The sequence below is a fragment of the Methylophaga muralis genome, from assembly GCF_001720165.1.
Taxonomy (GTDB): domain Bacteria; phylum Pseudomonadota; class Gammaproteobacteria; order Nitrosococcales; family Methylophagaceae; genus Methylophaga; species Methylophaga muralis.
On record NZ_MCRI01000045.1, the window covers coordinates 1 to 14,622 of the forward strand.

General features: G+C 45.1%; 12 protein-coding genes. 6 read left to right on the forward strand and 6 right to left on the reverse strand.

Translation table 11 applies throughout. The features are described from left to right. From A9E74_RS14260 to A9E74_RS12315, 6 genes are all read right to left on the reverse strand, one after another. On the reverse strand, positions 1 to 223 hold a 223-nt coding region (locus A9E74_RS14260), incomplete at its 3' end, for a DUF3644 domain-containing protein (protein WP_141696814.1). 25 nt (positions 224 to 248) lie between these two features. Beyond that, positions 249 to 434 carry a YodC family protein gene (locus A9E74_RS12295; RefSeq protein WP_069296911.1) on the reverse strand — a complete coding sequence of 62 codons (186 nt, stop codon included), beginning with the start codon at positions 432 to 434 and terminating at the stop codon, positions 249 to 251. 35 nt (positions 435 to 469) lie between these two features. Continuing rightward, positions 470 to 1,360, reverse strand: coding sequence for a BstA C-terminal domain-containing protein (locus A9E74_RS12300; protein WP_069296912.1), 891 nt, complete (start codon positions 1,358 to 1,360; stop codon positions 470 to 472). Positions 1,361 to 1,435: 75 nt separating this feature from the next. After that, complete coding sequence (locus A9E74_RS12305; RefSeq protein WP_069296913.1) at positions 1,436 to 2,587, reverse strand: ribonucleotide-diphosphate reductase subunit beta; 1,152 nt, start codon at positions 2,585 to 2,587, stop codon at positions 1,436 to 1,438. Beyond that, positions 2,587 to 5,454 carry a ribonucleoside-diphosphate reductase subunit alpha gene (locus tag A9E74_RS12310; RefSeq protein WP_069296914.1) on the reverse strand — a complete coding sequence of 956 codons (2,868 nt, stop codon included), beginning with the start codon at positions 5,452 to 5,454 and terminating at the stop codon, positions 2,587 to 2,589. The genes A9E74_RS12305 and A9E74_RS12310 overlap by 1 nt, the downstream gene beginning before the upstream one ends. A 325-nt stretch (positions 5,455 to 5,779) precedes the next feature. Beyond that, positions 5,780 to 6,304: a hypothetical protein gene (locus A9E74_RS12315; protein ID WP_069296915.1), complete on the reverse strand. Its 525-nt coding sequence runs from the start codon at positions 6,302 to 6,304 to the stop codon at positions 5,780 to 5,782. A gap of 321 nt (positions 6,305 to 6,625) precedes the next feature. Here A9E74_RS12315 and A9E74_RS12320 point away from each other — a divergent pair, with 321 nt between their 5' ends. The 6 genes from A9E74_RS12320 to A9E74_RS12350 form a co-directional block, all read left to right on the forward strand. Beyond that, on the forward strand, positions 6,626 to 8,023 hold the full coding sequence (locus A9E74_RS12320) for a cytochrome ubiquinol oxidase subunit I (protein WP_069296916.1): 1,398 nt from the start codon (positions 6,626 to 6,628) through the stop codon (positions 8,021 to 8,023). After that, positions 8,020 to 9,021 (forward strand): cytochrome d ubiquinol oxidase subunit II, encoded by a 1,002-nt coding sequence (gene cydB, locus A9E74_RS12325; RefSeq protein WP_069296917.1) that lies wholly within the window; start codon positions 8,020 to 8,022, stop codon positions 9,019 to 9,021. The genes A9E74_RS12320 and cydB overlap by 4 nt, the downstream gene beginning before the upstream one ends. Positions 9,022 to 9,024: 3 nt before the next feature. After that, a complete protein-coding gene (gene cydD, locus A9E74_RS12330; protein WP_069296918.1) occupies positions 9,025 to 10,716 on the forward strand; it encodes a thiol reductant ABC exporter subunit CydD in 1,692 nt (563 codons plus the stop codon). Further along, positions 10,710 to 12,347, forward strand: a complete 1,638-nt coding sequence (locus tag A9E74_RS12335) for an amino acid ABC transporter ATP-binding/permease protein (protein WP_084003085.1) — start codon at positions 10,710 to 10,712, stop codon at positions 12,345 to 12,347. The genes cydD and A9E74_RS12335 overlap by 7 nt, the downstream gene beginning before the upstream one ends. Positions 12,348 to 12,849: 502 nt before the next feature. Further along, on the forward strand, positions 12,850 to 14,166 hold the full coding sequence (locus A9E74_RS12345; RefSeq protein ID WP_069296920.1) for a Fic family protein: 1,317 nt from the start codon (positions 12,850 to 12,852) through the stop codon (positions 14,164 to 14,166). Positions 14,167 to 14,272: 106 nt separating this feature from the next. After that, positions 14,273 to 14,622, forward strand: a 350-nt coding sequence (locus A9E74_RS12350) for a hypothetical protein (RefSeq protein ID WP_218104318.1), incomplete at its 3' end; no start/stop codon positions are given.

The following is a 14,622-nucleotide window of genomic DNA, read 5'->3' on the forward strand; positions in this document are numbered from 1 at the left end:
TCCTAGCGCCCTGAACATGAAAGTAGCGGTACTCTATGTTTCTGGAACGATAATAAGCATGTAGAAGATAGGTCCATGAAATTATCGATAAAACCACAAAGCTTTCTGACTTAAAAAGTATGTTTGGATTGTTAAAAATCTGGACTGCTGCCAGCATTGATTCTCTAGATTTGGTTAAAAGTTCAGCTTTGACTGAACCTAGCTTTCTGCTACGTTTTGCCATTTTTGCTAACCAAGGTCTTTCGTCGTTAATCGGAATATTTTCTTAACGTAGCTAAAGAAAATATTTTTTCCATTGGAGTACTCTTATCAAACCAAATGCACAAAGCTCCGTCATCTGGTCCTGAAGGCGAGTAGTCACCAATACCTTGTACCGTCATGATCGGACCGCCACTTTTTAGCTGAACTTCATCACCTTTTTTTATATCGCCCATGCTCCATCCTCCTTTCAGTAGATTGTTTAGCAAAATCAAGATTGATTAGATGAGTCCAACCTATGTGGCTGGACGGCATTAACAAGAGCCTCAATGTTAACGCTACCTAATTGGCCACTCTTAGCTTTCCCATTGAGGTATGTCTGAAACTTTTCTGAGATATATACATCGTCAAGCCATTTGCGAAACTCTCCTAAAGCTTCGACTGGATATATCCATGCTTTGGGATCAATTTGAGGAAAATCATCAGGAAATTTATGGATATGCCTTATTCGTTGGCCATAACCTTCTTCCAACCCGTTGTCTTTCCAGTGTTTTGCCCAGACTAGCCCTACACTAATATCAGGTACGGTCTTTTCATCGAGAGGTACACCTTTTTGTATAGCTGTCACAAGTAGGTTTGCAATCTCCCTGAATACACTGAAATAGCCGGATGGGATATCATTCAGCGAGACTCTCTCGTGGAATACCTTCCAGTATCTTGGTAGATCATCAGAGGGTCTATAACCTGTTTGCTCGTAGATAAATTTCTTCAGAGTCTGTTTGGCTAATAATCGATAATTATCTCTAGCTTTGACACTAGGGCTTTGTGAGTCGAAGGCATAATACTCCAGTATGGCCATACAGTTGATATCATTAATGGCGTGATAATTCACTCCATCGACCTGAATAGGGATATATAGCTTTGATACGTCACCGTCCTGTGCTTTTATTATTCTCTCTATCGCTCTTCCTCGAGGTTTATCCCTTAATGTTTCCCACTCTTTAACTAATGTAATAATGTTGCTCGGAGCGACACCACATAGTAACGCTAGCCCCCTGGCACCTAAATAAGGTGACCCATCAGCCATGACCCCCATTTCTATACCTTCAGGTGCCGTATGTTTCACGGGAGTTAGGTTTAATTCATATTGCTCTGATGTCATCAGTATGACCTCTGCAAGTTCACAGTAAGGGTAAAAGGTACAAAAAAGCCGACATAAAGTCGGCTTTTAAATCAATCAATCCCATTTCAAACCGCCACCGGTTTGATACTCGGTGACCTTGGTTTCGAAGAAGTTTTTCTCCTTCCGCATATTGGCTTGTTCATCAAGCCAGGGCAGGGTGGCTTCGGCGCCTGGGAAGGGTTCTTCGAAGCCGAGTTGTTTGGCACGGCGGTTGGCGGTGTAGCGGAATTGGCCGTGGTGAGCTTCTTTTGAGTAACCCAGGATTGGGTCACGCAGAATGTAGCCACCGTAGGTTGCTTCAGCGGCATCAGCTTCTTCGAACATTTCCTGGATTTTCTTGGGATCCAGTTTGACGTTTTCTTCTTTGATGATTTGTTTGCAAACACGAATACCAAACGAGGCGTGCATAACTTCGTCACGCATGATGTATTGCAGCTGTTCGCCGGTACCTTTCATCAGGCCACGACGTTGCAGAGCAAAGATCGGTGAGAAGCCGTTATAGAACCAGCTGCCTTCGAAAATGCCGGCGAAGAACGCATAGGACATCACGAAGTTTTCCAGTTCGTCTTTATCACGTAGATCGATATCGCTACGCATAACGGTATCGAGACGGTCATTGGCTAGTTTGATCTTTTGGTAAATCTCCGGCACTACGCGGTAGCGGTTGTAGATTTCACTTTGATCCAGACCAATGGTTTCGATGCAGTGCTGGTAGGTCCAGGTATGTAATGCTTCTTCATAAACCTGACGAGCTTGATAAATCTGCAATTCCGGTGCAGTCATTTTTTCCATAACGGCCAGACCGATATTACGCATGGCGAGAATATCGGAGGTGGTCAGGTAGGACAGCACGTTTTCATAGACATGACGTTCTTCCAACGTCAGTTTATGACGATAGTCGTGAACGTCCTGTGCCATGTTGATATCGAGTGGCGTCCAGTGGTTTTTGTTAGCGTTTAAGAAGTAATTCCACGCCCACGGATATTTGAAAGGAGCAAGCTGATTGATATCAGCTTGTCCATTGACCACACGTTTGTCGTCTGCATTAACCGCTTTGGCATTCAACGGCGGCAATTCACTGACACTGGCTTTGGTTGGCTCAGGTGTGTCGAGTTCATTGGCGGCTTGTTGTGACGGCGGCAACAGTGCGTTGTCGACAACATCGGTTGCCGGTTTCTCGGCAAGTGGATCGTCCCAGTTAAACATTATTGGCAAGCCTCGCAGTCTGGTTCCAAGATTGAACAGGCTTTCGGTGCATCGATACCTTCGCCTGAAATAAAGTCATCTTCTTGTTTGGCAACCGGCTTTAACACAGGTGGTGCAGACGGTTTAGCAGTTGTTGCTGTAGTTGGCGCGGTGCTGGTTTTCTCGGCACCGGTTGCGCCCATTGAACGCAGGTAATAAGTGGTTTTGAGGCCACGTACCCACGCCAGTTTGTACAGATTGTCCATTTTTTTACCGGATGGTTCCGCCATGTACAGGTTCAAGCTTTGTGCTTGATCCAGCCATTTTTGACGACGTGATGCGGCTTCGATCAACCAGCGTGCATCCATTTCAAATGCGGTGGTGTACAGGGCTTTCAATTCCGCTGGCACACGGTCAATGGCTTGCAAGCTACCATCATAGTATTTGAGGTCATTGATCATGACGTCATCCCACAAACCGCGTTGTTTCAAGTCTTCAACCATGTATGGGTTGATAACAGTGAACTCGCCAGACAGGTTCGATTTAACGAACAGGTTTTGGTAAGTCGGTTCAATCGACTGGCTGACACCACAGATGTTTGAAATCGTGGCTGTCGGTGCAATCGCCATAGTGTTTGAGTTGCGCATGCCTTGACGTTTGACTTTGTCACGCAGTGCATCCCAGTCCATGGTTTTGCTTTCGTCTTGTTGCAGGTACTCGCCACGTGCTTCTTTAAGGATCTTGATGGAATCAATCGGCAGAATGCCTTTGCTCCACAAGCTGCCTTCGTAAGATTTGTATTTGCCACGTTCTGCAGCCAAATCAGAAGACGCATCAATCGCGTAGTAGCTGACTGCTTCCATTGATTCATCAGCGAATTTCACGGCTTCTTCGGTGCTGTAAGGAATACGCAATTTATACAATGCATCCTGGAAGCCCATGATGCCCAGACCGACAGGGCGGTGCAGTAGGTTGGAATGACGTGCTTGCGGCACACTGTAATAGTTGTACTCAATAACGTTATCCAGCATACGCATCGCTGTTTTGATAGTGCGGTTGAGTTTTTCTTTATCCAGTTTACCGTTGGCATCAATGTGCTGAACCATGTTGACCGAACCGAGGTTACAGACCGCGATCTCTTGATCAGATGTGTTCAGGGTGATTTCAGTACACAGGTTTGAGCTGTGAACTACGCCAATGTGTTGTTGCGGGCTACGCAGGTTACAAGGATCTTTGAAGGTAATCCAAGGGTGGCCAGTTTCAAACAACATGCCGAGCATTTTGCGCCACAGGTCGGTGGCAGGCATGGTTTTGAAGTTACGGATTTCACCGCGTGCCGCTTTTTCTTCGTATTCAGCATAGGCTTTTTCAAAACCCAGACCGGTCAGATCATGCAGATCTGGCACTTCTTCTGGTGAGAACAAAGTCCATTGACCTTCTTCGGCAACACGTTTCATGAACAAGTCAGGAATCCAGTTGGCGGTGTTCATATCGTGGGTACGACGACGATCATCACCGGTGTTTTTACGCAGATCCAGGAATTCTTCAACGTCGATATGCCAGGTTTCAAGGTACGCACAAACAGCACCTTTACGTTTACCACCTTGGTTAACCGCAACAGCCGTGTCATTAGCCACTTTCAGGAATGGCACAACACCTTGAGATTTACCGTTGGTGCCTTTGATATGGGCACCCAAACCACGGACGCGAGTCCAGTCATTACCCAGACCGCCAGCATATTTAGACAGCAGAGCGTTATCACGCATCGCGCTGTAAATACCGCTCAGATCATCAGGCACGGTTGTCAGATAGCAAGATGATAATTGTGGACGCAAAGTACCGGCATTAAACAATGTCGGCGTAGAGCTCATAAAGTCGAAAGACGACAGCAGGTTGTAGAACTCAATAGCGCGGGCTTCACGATCGATTTCATTGATAGCCAGACCCATTGCGACACGCATATAAAAGGCTTGTGGCAATTCAAAACGGGTGCCGTCATAGTGAATGAAGTAACGGTCATAAAGAGTTTGCAGGCCAAGGTAAGTAAAGCTGAAATCATTTTCTGGTTTCAAAGCGTTACCCAGACGTTCCAGATCATATAAACCCAGTTCTGAATCAATCAGTTCGTTTTCAATGGCAGTGCGAACGTAGGTTTTGAAATAGTCTTTATATTGATCTGCCATTTCACCTTGTGATGCTTGGCGAGGTGTTTTGTAGACAAAACTCAATGCTTCACGACGAATGCTGTCCATCAGCAGGCGAGCAGCCAAGGTGCTGTAGGCAGGATCTTTTTCGATAAAAGTACGGGCTGACATGATCAGCGCTTTTTCGACGTCTTTTTCAGACACACCATCAAAAATATTACGTTGGGTATCACGCAGGATGGCTGCATTATCCACTTGAGCAAGGCCTTCGCAGGCTTCATCAATCAGGTTGCGCAGACGTTCGATATCTAATGGCTGGCGAGTGCCATCAGCTAACGTAACGTGCAATGTTGATTCGTTGGCAGGTTGTGGGTGCTTGCGTTCTTCTTCAGCACGTTTTTGTGATTGTTGTTCACGGTAAACCACATACGAGCGGGCAACTTTATATTCACCGGCACGCATCAAAGCGAGTTCAACCTGATCCTGAATATCTTCGATATGCACGGTGCCACCATCGTCTAAACGACGCAGCAGATTTTCACTGACTTGGCTGGTGAGTTCGGCAACGGTTTCATGAATACGTCGGCTATCTTTAGCAGCCTGACCTTCAACTGCCAGGAAGGCTTTAGTTAAGGCAACAGCAATTTTGCTGCTATTAAATTCGGTGACCTTGCCGTTACGACGGATAACTTTGTAACCGGTTTCGGAAGAGGGTTGGATGTAGTTTTCTGCTTCGCTCGCCATAGTGATTTTCCCTGCATTGTGTGGTAAGACTTAATAAACGGCAAACCACAACAAATTGTGGTCGCAACGTGATTGAACCACAAGATAATGTGTTTTTGAAGTCTTAGCAAGGGGATAAGTTGCACATAAATTGTGCATTAGATGTGGATAACTTTAGGGTGATCGGGCGGTAACTGAGACGCCATGCGCGATCACCGAAAGTGATCCAATTTGGTGAAGAAATAAATTATTTTTTTATTGTGGTGGGTATATGAGAACAACTTGTAGTCATTCTCCTCAACGAGCCGGAAAGTACCGACTCGTTGGGAGATGAAAATACCAAAAGTTAGAGCGTTTCGCTCGTTGAGACGGCAGAATTTTCCAATAATTCTTTAACCAAATCGATATCATCTTGATCGTCTGTTTGCACAACGACTGTCCAACGATGTTCCTGACTGGTTTCAATGGTTTTGGTTATCAACGGATCATGATCAGGACGGATTGAAATCAAACCCGCCAGCATCATGCCGAAAATTAAACCAAAAAAGATAAATACAATATAAGTAAACAGGGGGCTGGACTGAGTCATTTCAGGACCACTGGACACTAAAATCGTCGCTATCAAAATACCGACAATCATCCCAATCAAACCTAACCAACCATGTGATTTAACGATGGTTTTGGCAATGCCATGGCTATCGGGTTCAATTTTTTTACTGATATTGCTGTCATCAGGTCGAACAATATTAATGATGCCGGGGGCAATACCATTGTCGATGAGTTTTTGTTTGGCCGCTTTAGCCGCTGCTTCGTTGTTATAGACGGCAGCTACACGACCAGTATGTTTTTCATCTTGAATTTCTACTTCCATATTGCTTCCTCCTGAGAGACAAAATTGATTCAGGTTTAACGCTGTAATCAGCGGGTATCATTCCTAAATCGATAACAAAAGACCTTGTTCATAACAATGTCTTATATAACCATGACAACTGTCAGGATAAACAATTCATCACTCGGCTTGCTTAACCTATGTTTAAGTGCAGTTTATTGGTGTAACTGAAAAAAAGTTGATCCCAGTCAATTTTGCGTAGCACTTCTTATGATATTTTTAGTCATAAAACTGAATGTAAACGTAGCTTAAGCTGTGCGTGTTATCAGATTCTGTCTGCAGCATTATTAAATTGGAGTCACCATGGAACTCGATCCGCTCTTACTGTCACGAATTCAGTTTGCGTTCGTGGTGTGTTTTCATGCCATCTTTCCTGTATTTACCATTGGTCTGGCGAGCTTCATAGCTGTATTGGAAGCTTTATCATTAAAGACAGGAAATCCACTTTGGCAGCGACTTTCGAAGTTCTGGATTCAGGTATTTGCCGTAGTGTTTGGCATGGGCGTGGTGTCGGGCATTGTTATGTCATTCCAGTTTGGTACCAACTGGAGTAATTTTTCCTATGCAACCGCCAATTTTCTGGGGCCGGTGCTCAGCTATGAAGTTATCACCGCCTTTTTCCTGGAAGCAGCTTTTCTTGGCGTGTTGTTATTTGGTCGCGATAAAGTCCCGCAAGGTGTACATCTGTTCGCGGCAATGATGGTGGCGTTAGGTACCTTTATTTCCTCTTTCTGGATTTTATCAGCCAACTCATTAATGCAAACACCTGATGGTTTGGTGCTGCGTGACGGCCTGTATTACGTCGCTTCCTGGACAGATGCCATCTTCAACCCTTCATTCGGATATCGCTTTCTGCATATGGCACTGGCGTCATTTTTGACCGCATCCTTTGTTGTCGCAGGGGTGTCAGCCTGGTTCATCATGCAAAAACGTGAATTGGCAGCCAATAAAAAAGCATTGTCTATTTCGTTGTGGCTGATATTGATTTTGGCACCAGCTCAAGTAGTGGTTGGTGATTTTCATGGCCTGAATACGCTCAAACATCAGCCAATGAAAGTTGCCGCGATGGAAGGTAACTGGGAGACAGGGACTGGTGTGCCGTTGCTGTTATTTGCCTTGCCGGATCAAGAGAATCAACAAAATCTTTTTGAAATCAAAATCCCCAAACTGGCGAGCTTTATCCTGACTCATGATTGGGATGGTGAAGTGCCGGGTTTAAATGAAGTCGCTCCCGAAATGCAGCCGCCGGTATTTATTGTTTTCTGGGCCTTCAGGGTGATGGTGGCAATGGGCATGCTGATGGTGTTGTTTGGCCTGGCAGGGCTCTGGCTCCGCAGAGGCGATCGCTACCTTGAAAGTAAACCTTTCCTTAACGGGTTAAGAGTGATGAGTCTGTCACCGTTTATCGCCGTGTTATCAGGTTGGATTGTCACAGAAACCGGCAGGGCACCCTGGTTAATCTACGAACAAATGACTCATGCACAGGGTTTAACCCCATCACTTACCGGTGGTATGGCGTTGTTTACTTTGATCGGATACGTCCTTGTTTATGCCATGGTATTCAGTGCCGGGGTGTTTTATCTGATGAGTGTGTTCCGCGGTGGATTGGAAACAGCCAATGCTGAACAAACTGATTCTGATGTTGAAAAAGCCCAACGGCCGATATCCGCAGCCAATGCCAATTTAGACGGAGGTCTATGATGGAACAGCCATTTGATTTAGTGATTATCTGGGCCGGCATTATTGGCTTTTCGGTGATGATGTATGTGTTGATGGATGGCTTTGATCTGGGGCAGGGCATTCTGTATCCCTTCGCCCCGGATGATCACTCACGCGACATTATGATGAACTCGGTAGCACCGGTATGGGATGGTAATGAAACCTGGCTGGTAATGGGCGGAGCGGGGTTGTTAGGTGCATTCCCGTTGGTGTATTCGGTGTTTCTGCCTGCCTTATATATAGGCGTGTTTCTGATGCTGGCCGGTTTGATTTTTCGCGGTGTGGCATTTGAATTTCGTTTTAAGGCAAATACCACTAAGTACATTTGGGACTGGGCGTTTGCCGGTGGCTCATTCGTTGCTACATTTGCTCAGGGCGCGGTGGTTGGTGCTTATGTTCAGGGGTTTGCAACTGACAACTTTGTCTATGTCGGCGGTGCGTTTGACTGGTTAACGCCTTTCACCATTATTACCGGTTTGGGTCTGGTGGCGGGTTATGCGTTATTGGGCAGTACGTGGTTAATTATGAAAACCGAGGGTGAACTTCAGCAATGGGCGTATCGGGTGACGCTTCGTCTGCTAGTGTTGGTGTTATTAGTGTTTGCCATCATCAGTATCTATACGCCATTTGTTGACGCAGGCGTGATGGAGCGGTGGTTCCATGGTTTCTCAATCATTTGGTTTTTGCCACTTTTAGCACTTTATAGTGCCTATCTCATTTATAGCTCAGTAAAAAAACAGCAGGAAGGCTTGCCGTTTGTTGCCACCATGGGCTTGTTTTTATTCACCTATCTGGGATTGCTGGCAAGTAAATGGCCTTATCTGGTACCACCGGATTACACACTTTGGGATGCCGCTTCGGCCTATGAATCACAACTGTTCCTGTTGTTGGGTTTCCTGTTTGTTATTCCTTTTGTACTGGGTTATATCGCCTGGTCATACTGGATTTTCCGCGGCAAGGTAAAAGGCGGTTATCATTAGCGAATGCATGATAAATCCCTGATCAATGCCGGACGTTTATTACTCAAAAATCTGACGCAGCAGCAACACAGCCGATTGTATCTGGCGGTGTTGCTGGGCGTTCTGGCATCGATTGCGATGATTGTGCAGTGGTATGCACTGGCACGATTAACCTATGCAGTACTCATTCAACAGCAGTCGCTGGTTGAACAATCCCTAATTATTGGCCTGATGGTACTGGCACTTATTTTAAGATCAGTGCTGGTCAGGGCTCAGGAACATTACGCTCAGCTGGCAAGTTTGCATGCACGTGAGGCGTTACGAAATCAGATCCTTTTCAAGTGGCGTCAAATCAGTGCGTTGCAACATAGCCAACGTTCTCCCGGCTCAGCTGCCAGCCAGTTAATCGAAGATGTCGAGGCGATGGATGGCTATTTCGCCAGATTCTGGCCACAGCAATTATTGGCAGTACTTACGCCACTAATCATTGCTTTTGTCGTGTTTTATTACAACTGGCTGGCCGCATTATTTTTATTGTTGGCAGCGCCATTGATCCCACTGTTTATGGTTTTAGTAGGGATGGGTGCTGAAAGCATCAATCAGCGGTTTTTCAACCAACGCCAGCGTCTGGCTGGACATTTTCTGGATCGGGTCAAACATCTCACCACGTTAAAACTGTTTGCTGCTGAATCTGCCGCATTAACTGAAGTGAATTTACGCAGTGAGGATTACCGACAAATGGTGATGAAAACACTGAAACTGGCTTTTTTATCCTCAGCCGTTTTAGAGTTTTTTACCAGTGTGGCCATTGCCGCTATCGCTATATATATCGGCTTTGCCTTATTTGGCGCGATTAGCTGGGGTCCGTCGGCTGATATCACGTTATTCAGTGGTTTGTTTATTTTGCTGCTGGCACCAGAGTTTTTTCAGCCACTGCGAAATCTTTCCCAGTTCTATCATGATCGGGCCGCTGCTTTGGCTGCCGCGACGCAAATTGCCACCTATCTGGATCAGTCGGACACAACTAAAAACCTTCCCGCAGGTGACATATCAGAACAACAATCTAATTCGGCGTTATCAAAGTTGGTCACAACTGATCTTTCAATCGGTTATAACGCCAATGAAAAATTACAGGGGCCTTTAAATTTTGAGTTAACAACAGGTCTGTGCCTAGTGATTAGCGGCCCTTCCGGTAGTGGCAAAACCACCCTGTTGCATACCTTGGCAGGTTATCTGCCACCAGTGTCCGGTGAGCTGCTATTGAATAACCAGCCAATCACTAAAACAGCGATTCGTTATTTGCCTCAAAAGCCCTGGATCATTAACGGTAGCTGGTCTGATAACCTATCGGTGCTGGCACCACAAGCCACTGAACAAGCAATGCAAAAGGCATTGATTCAGTTAGGTTTGGAACCATTAATTTCAAATAGAGACAATGGTTTAGACAGTAAACTTAATGAGCATGGTGAAGGACTTTCCGGCGGTCAGTTACAGCGACTGGCGTTGGCGAGAGTCATACTTTCGCCTGCACCTTTAGTATTGCTGGATGAACCAACGGCCAGTCTAGATGCCGAGAGTCGGCAGTATGTTTTGGCGGTACTAGCAGAGTTAAAATCACAGTGTATTTTAGTGATATCCAGCCATGATCCTGAGGTATTAGCGCTTGCCGATCAGCAGCTTCATTTTAAGTTTAAAGGGGCTGACTCATCATGTTGAATCCCCGACCAAATACAGTTTCACCGATTAGATTCTGGCTCGGGAAAGTCCTGGAACATCAGAAGAAACGCTTATTAATTGGTTTACTACTGGCGTTATTAACGGTTGTTTCAGCGATGGGACTGTTGGCCTTGTCTGGCTGGTTGATCACAGCAACAGCGATAACCGGTCTGGCAATTACGGCGGGTAGCGTGATAATGCTGGATATTTATCGTCCAGGTGGTGGCATCCGGTTTTTTGCCTTAAGCAGAACGGTAGGGCGCTATTTTGAACGTCTGCATAATCACGATTTAGTGTTGCGAGTTATTGCTGGATTCAGAGGCACGCTATTTTCCGGATTACTGGATTTACCGGTTCAACAACTCAGAAACACCCAGGATAGCGAATGGCTGAGCCGTTTAACCGCCGATCTCGATAATCTCGATAGCCTTGTATTGCGGCTGTTATTACCTCCAATGACAGCCGTAGGCAGCGTGTTATTGCTGGCCTTATTTATGAGTTTTTTCTCCATCACACTTGGGATGATATTCGGTGGTGTCACACTGATATCAGGTATTTTCTACTTCAGCCTGTTAACCCATAAAACAACCCAAATCTGTCGCTTTTATGCAGAACAAATTAACGAGGCGCGATTGTTGACGATTGAACATTTACAAGGGCAGCTGGAGTTACAGGCCGCGCATTTAAATGAAGCACATCAAACGCGACTGGTGCAGTCGCTTGGTGAGATTGGCAGGGCACAATTAAAGCTGAACCAACAGATTGCCAATGCACAGTTAATGGTCAGTATCTGCCATGGGCTGTTGGTGATAGGCGTGGCGCTGGCAGCAATGTGGGCCTATCAGAATGCCATTTTCAGTGGACCGGTTGCGGTTATGTTGGTATTGGCTGTGTTTGGTTTGGGCGAATTACTGCAAAACCTGCCAGGCCAGTTAGGGCAGTGGGGCAGAACCCGCTACGCAGCAGAACGTTTGCAACCATTAGCCGAACATAAGACTACAGAGAAAATGGAGCTGGAACAGCTTGAACGCCTGTCGATGATGCTGGCTGATCATCCAAAAGTGATCAGCACTATCGACACTGCTATGGCATTTGAATTAAACGTCGGACAATGTCTGCTAGTGACCGGTAGATCCGGAAGTGGAAAATCCACAGTCGCCAACATACTGGCGGGACTGGAAATACCGGACTCATTTATAACGCCTTATCAGTTGCTGATAAACGGCATTCCAATGCGTACAGAGCAAACACAAGCCTGGCATAAGCAGATTGGCTATTTGAATCAGCAAAACAGCATCATCGCCGCGACTTTATATGACAATCTGACGCTGGGGCTGGATGAAGTCGAAGAACAACAGCTTTGGCAGGCACTGACCTTGGTCGAGCTGGATGATTGGGCCAAACAGCTGCCAAAAGGATTACACAGCTGGCTGGGGGATACCGGCAGTCAACTATCAGGTGGTCAGGCCCGCCGTGTTTGTCTGGCACGACTTTTATTAAAAGAGTCGAAACTGATCTTGTTGGATGAACCATTTAATGGCATTGATATAGAGATGGCAGAATGCATCTGGCAGCGTTTGTACCCGCAATGGCAGGATAAAATGCTTATCGTGCTGATGCATCAGACCTGATTATTTTCCCGAAGTCGATAATCAGCAGATTTTTGAAATCAATCTGGATTAGAGTTGAACTCCAAAATCGCTATTGCTTGTGTAGATAGTGCAACTTGGCGATTCACAGCAAGATATATCAGAAACGTTCAATCTCAACATGCCCTAATTGAGAAGGATGTTGCTTGTCATTGAAAACTATGAAATATTCAATCCACTAAATATACGAGTCCATGTTACGAGGACTCATAAAATTTGTAATGGATTTAAGAAATGGAGATTGGGTCATGGAAGCAGCCTCATCCTTGATACCGACAAATCATACTGGGCCGATGATTAATTACAAATTATCAGGCCATGCGCCTTTTTTTAAATTTACCATCTCAAGCTTCAATGAAAACGTTAATGTATTCAAAAAGTTATATAGCTCATATTTTCTTAACTTCGAATTAAAAGCCCGCCTGCTCATAATTATTATGAGGCCAACGGCCTCATTAACACGCTGTTAGCCCGGTGAATCCAAATGTCTGATATTGAATTCAAATTAAGCAATTGGCGTGATGGGAACGTTGCTGCCGAACGCATGGCTGGCGCCATTTTACATTTGGAAGGGTTCTCTTCAGTAGATCCTCAATGTCCTTTAGGTGGTCCAGATGGCGGGAAAGATTTACTTTGCCAGAAGAATACCTGGCAATATATTGCGGCCGCGTACTTTCCTACTACAAATAAAGAATTTAAGGATATCAAATCTAAATTCGAAGGTGACTTAGCTGGTGTAAATAAGAATAGTGCGAATGGCATCGTATTTCTAACAAATCAAAAGCTTACCCCTGGTGAGCGAAGTCAACTTGAAGCATTGGCAGAGAAGCAGAGTCATTTATGTATTCTCTATCACATCGAAAGAATATTAGGCATATTGAACAGCCCAGCCGGATATGGAGTACGTCTACAATATCTCGGAACCCCCATGACAACAGAGGAGCAAATTAGCTTTTTTTCGCGTTGGGATACAGCACTCAGTGACAAGCTTCATGAGAATAGTCTATTAGTTATCAGAGAATTGTCGAAAAAAATTGATTCCTTATCTATGCCTTTAACTGCAATGCAGGGTGACCTTGGGCAGCTTTCCGAGTTCGCTCAAAGAACAACGGCAGCAATAGGAGAATTAGTTGGGAGGAGCGATAAAGCTAAAATACCTGCCCCTTTAAAGCTTCAATCAACGCGCGCTCTTTCGGTGGAAACTATTTGCACTTGGCACAGAGCTATTATGCTAGATACCGCAAGGGGAGGTTTTCTTCCCGGTGGTGTGCTTAGAGACAAGGATATATGGATTAGTAAAGGCTCGGCTTCTAAAGAAGATGCCATCTATGTTCCGCCCCATCCAGATCAAGTGCTCAAACAACTAGAGGTATTATGCGATTCATGGAACGAGGAGTATGAGCGTTTGCTGACTGCAAAGAAGCAGGAAATTATTAATGAAATCGCAAAATTCCATCACGGCTTTTTGCATATACATCCCTTCATTGATGGTAACGGGCGATTGGCCAGATTCATATTGGCCCAGCAAGCATTCGAGCTTCTCGGCATTACGAGAAAAATTGTTATTGAAGATAGGAGGCCATATCTTGATTCATTGTCCAAAGCCGATGACGGAGACAGTTCTGATTTAGAGCGGGAAATTACTCAGGTATTGTTCGGAGTGGAGTTTGTTTCAGGTTCGCCGTGCCAAATGTCTGGGCAAATATGCCCTAATTGTGGCAATGCCATTCTTGACTTGGCACAAGATCAACAGGGGGTTGAGTGTTCATCATGTTCTGCGTACTACCCAGCTTCATCATGAATGGGCTAACAAGGGCATCAATTTGACCCCTTACGCTGCGCTTCAATCGGCAAATTATGGCGGCGTTATGTTTCTCTTAGGTTTGTTGGAAAAATAAGATAAAAATATGAATCAATTTCAAGTTTACATGCCTCCGCCATCAAACTGGCAAGACTTTCAGACTCTTATCGGAGATATTGCAAAAGTAAAGTTTATAGAGCATTCAGTACAAGAGTACGGGAGGCAAGGGCAAAGTCAAAATGGTGTCGATGTATATGCCGTAGACATGTGGGATAAGTGCATCGGTATTCAGTGTAAAGAAACTAAGATTGGCGTATTGACAGACAAACTAATCGATAAAGAAGTAGATAAAGCTTTAAATTTCCGTCCAAAACTAGATTTATTTATCATTGCAACATCTCTAAGGATAGATGCAAACCTTCAAAATCACGTAAACACCCTGAACTCATCGGGACA

Excerpts from the sequence above, each read along its gene's own strand:
- A9E74_RS12300 (WP_069296912.1), bottom strand. The coding sequence starts at position 1,360 with ATGACATCAGAGCAATATGAATTAAACCTAACTCCCGTGAAACATACG.
- A9E74_RS12320 (WP_069296916.1), top strand. The coding sequence starts at position 6,626 with ATGGAACTCGATCCGCTCTTACTGTCACGAATTCAGTTTGCGTTCGTG.
- A9E74_RS12335 (WP_084003085.1), top strand. The coding sequence starts at position 10,710 with ATGTTGAATCCCCGACCAAATACAGTTTCACCGATTAGATTCTGGCTC.
- A9E74_RS12310 (WP_069296914.1), bottom strand. The coding sequence starts at position 5,454 with ATGGCGAGCGAAGCAGAAAACTACATCCAACCCTCTTCCGAAACCGGT.
- cydB (WP_069296917.1), top strand. The coding sequence starts at position 8,020 with ATGATGGAACAGCCATTTGATTTAGTGATTATCTGGGCCGGCATTATT.
- A9E74_RS12305 (WP_069296913.1), bottom strand. The coding sequence starts at position 2,587 with ATGTTTAACTGGGACGATCCACTTGCCGAGAAACCGGCAACCGATGTT.
- A9E74_RS12315 (WP_069296915.1), bottom strand. The coding sequence starts at position 6,304 with ATGGAAGTAGAAATTCAAGATGAAAAACATACTGGTCGTGTAGCTGCC.
- A9E74_RS12345 (WP_069296920.1), top strand. The coding sequence starts at position 12,850 with ATGTCTGATATTGAATTCAAATTAAGCAATTGGCGTGATGGGAACGTT.
- A9E74_RS12295 (WP_069296911.1), bottom strand. The coding sequence starts at position 434 with ATGGGCGATATAAAAAAAGGTGATGAAGTTCAGCTAAAAAGTGGCGGT.
- cydD (WP_069296918.1), top strand. The coding sequence starts at position 9,025 with ATGCATGATAAATCCCTGATCAATGCCGGACGTTTATTACTCAAAAAT.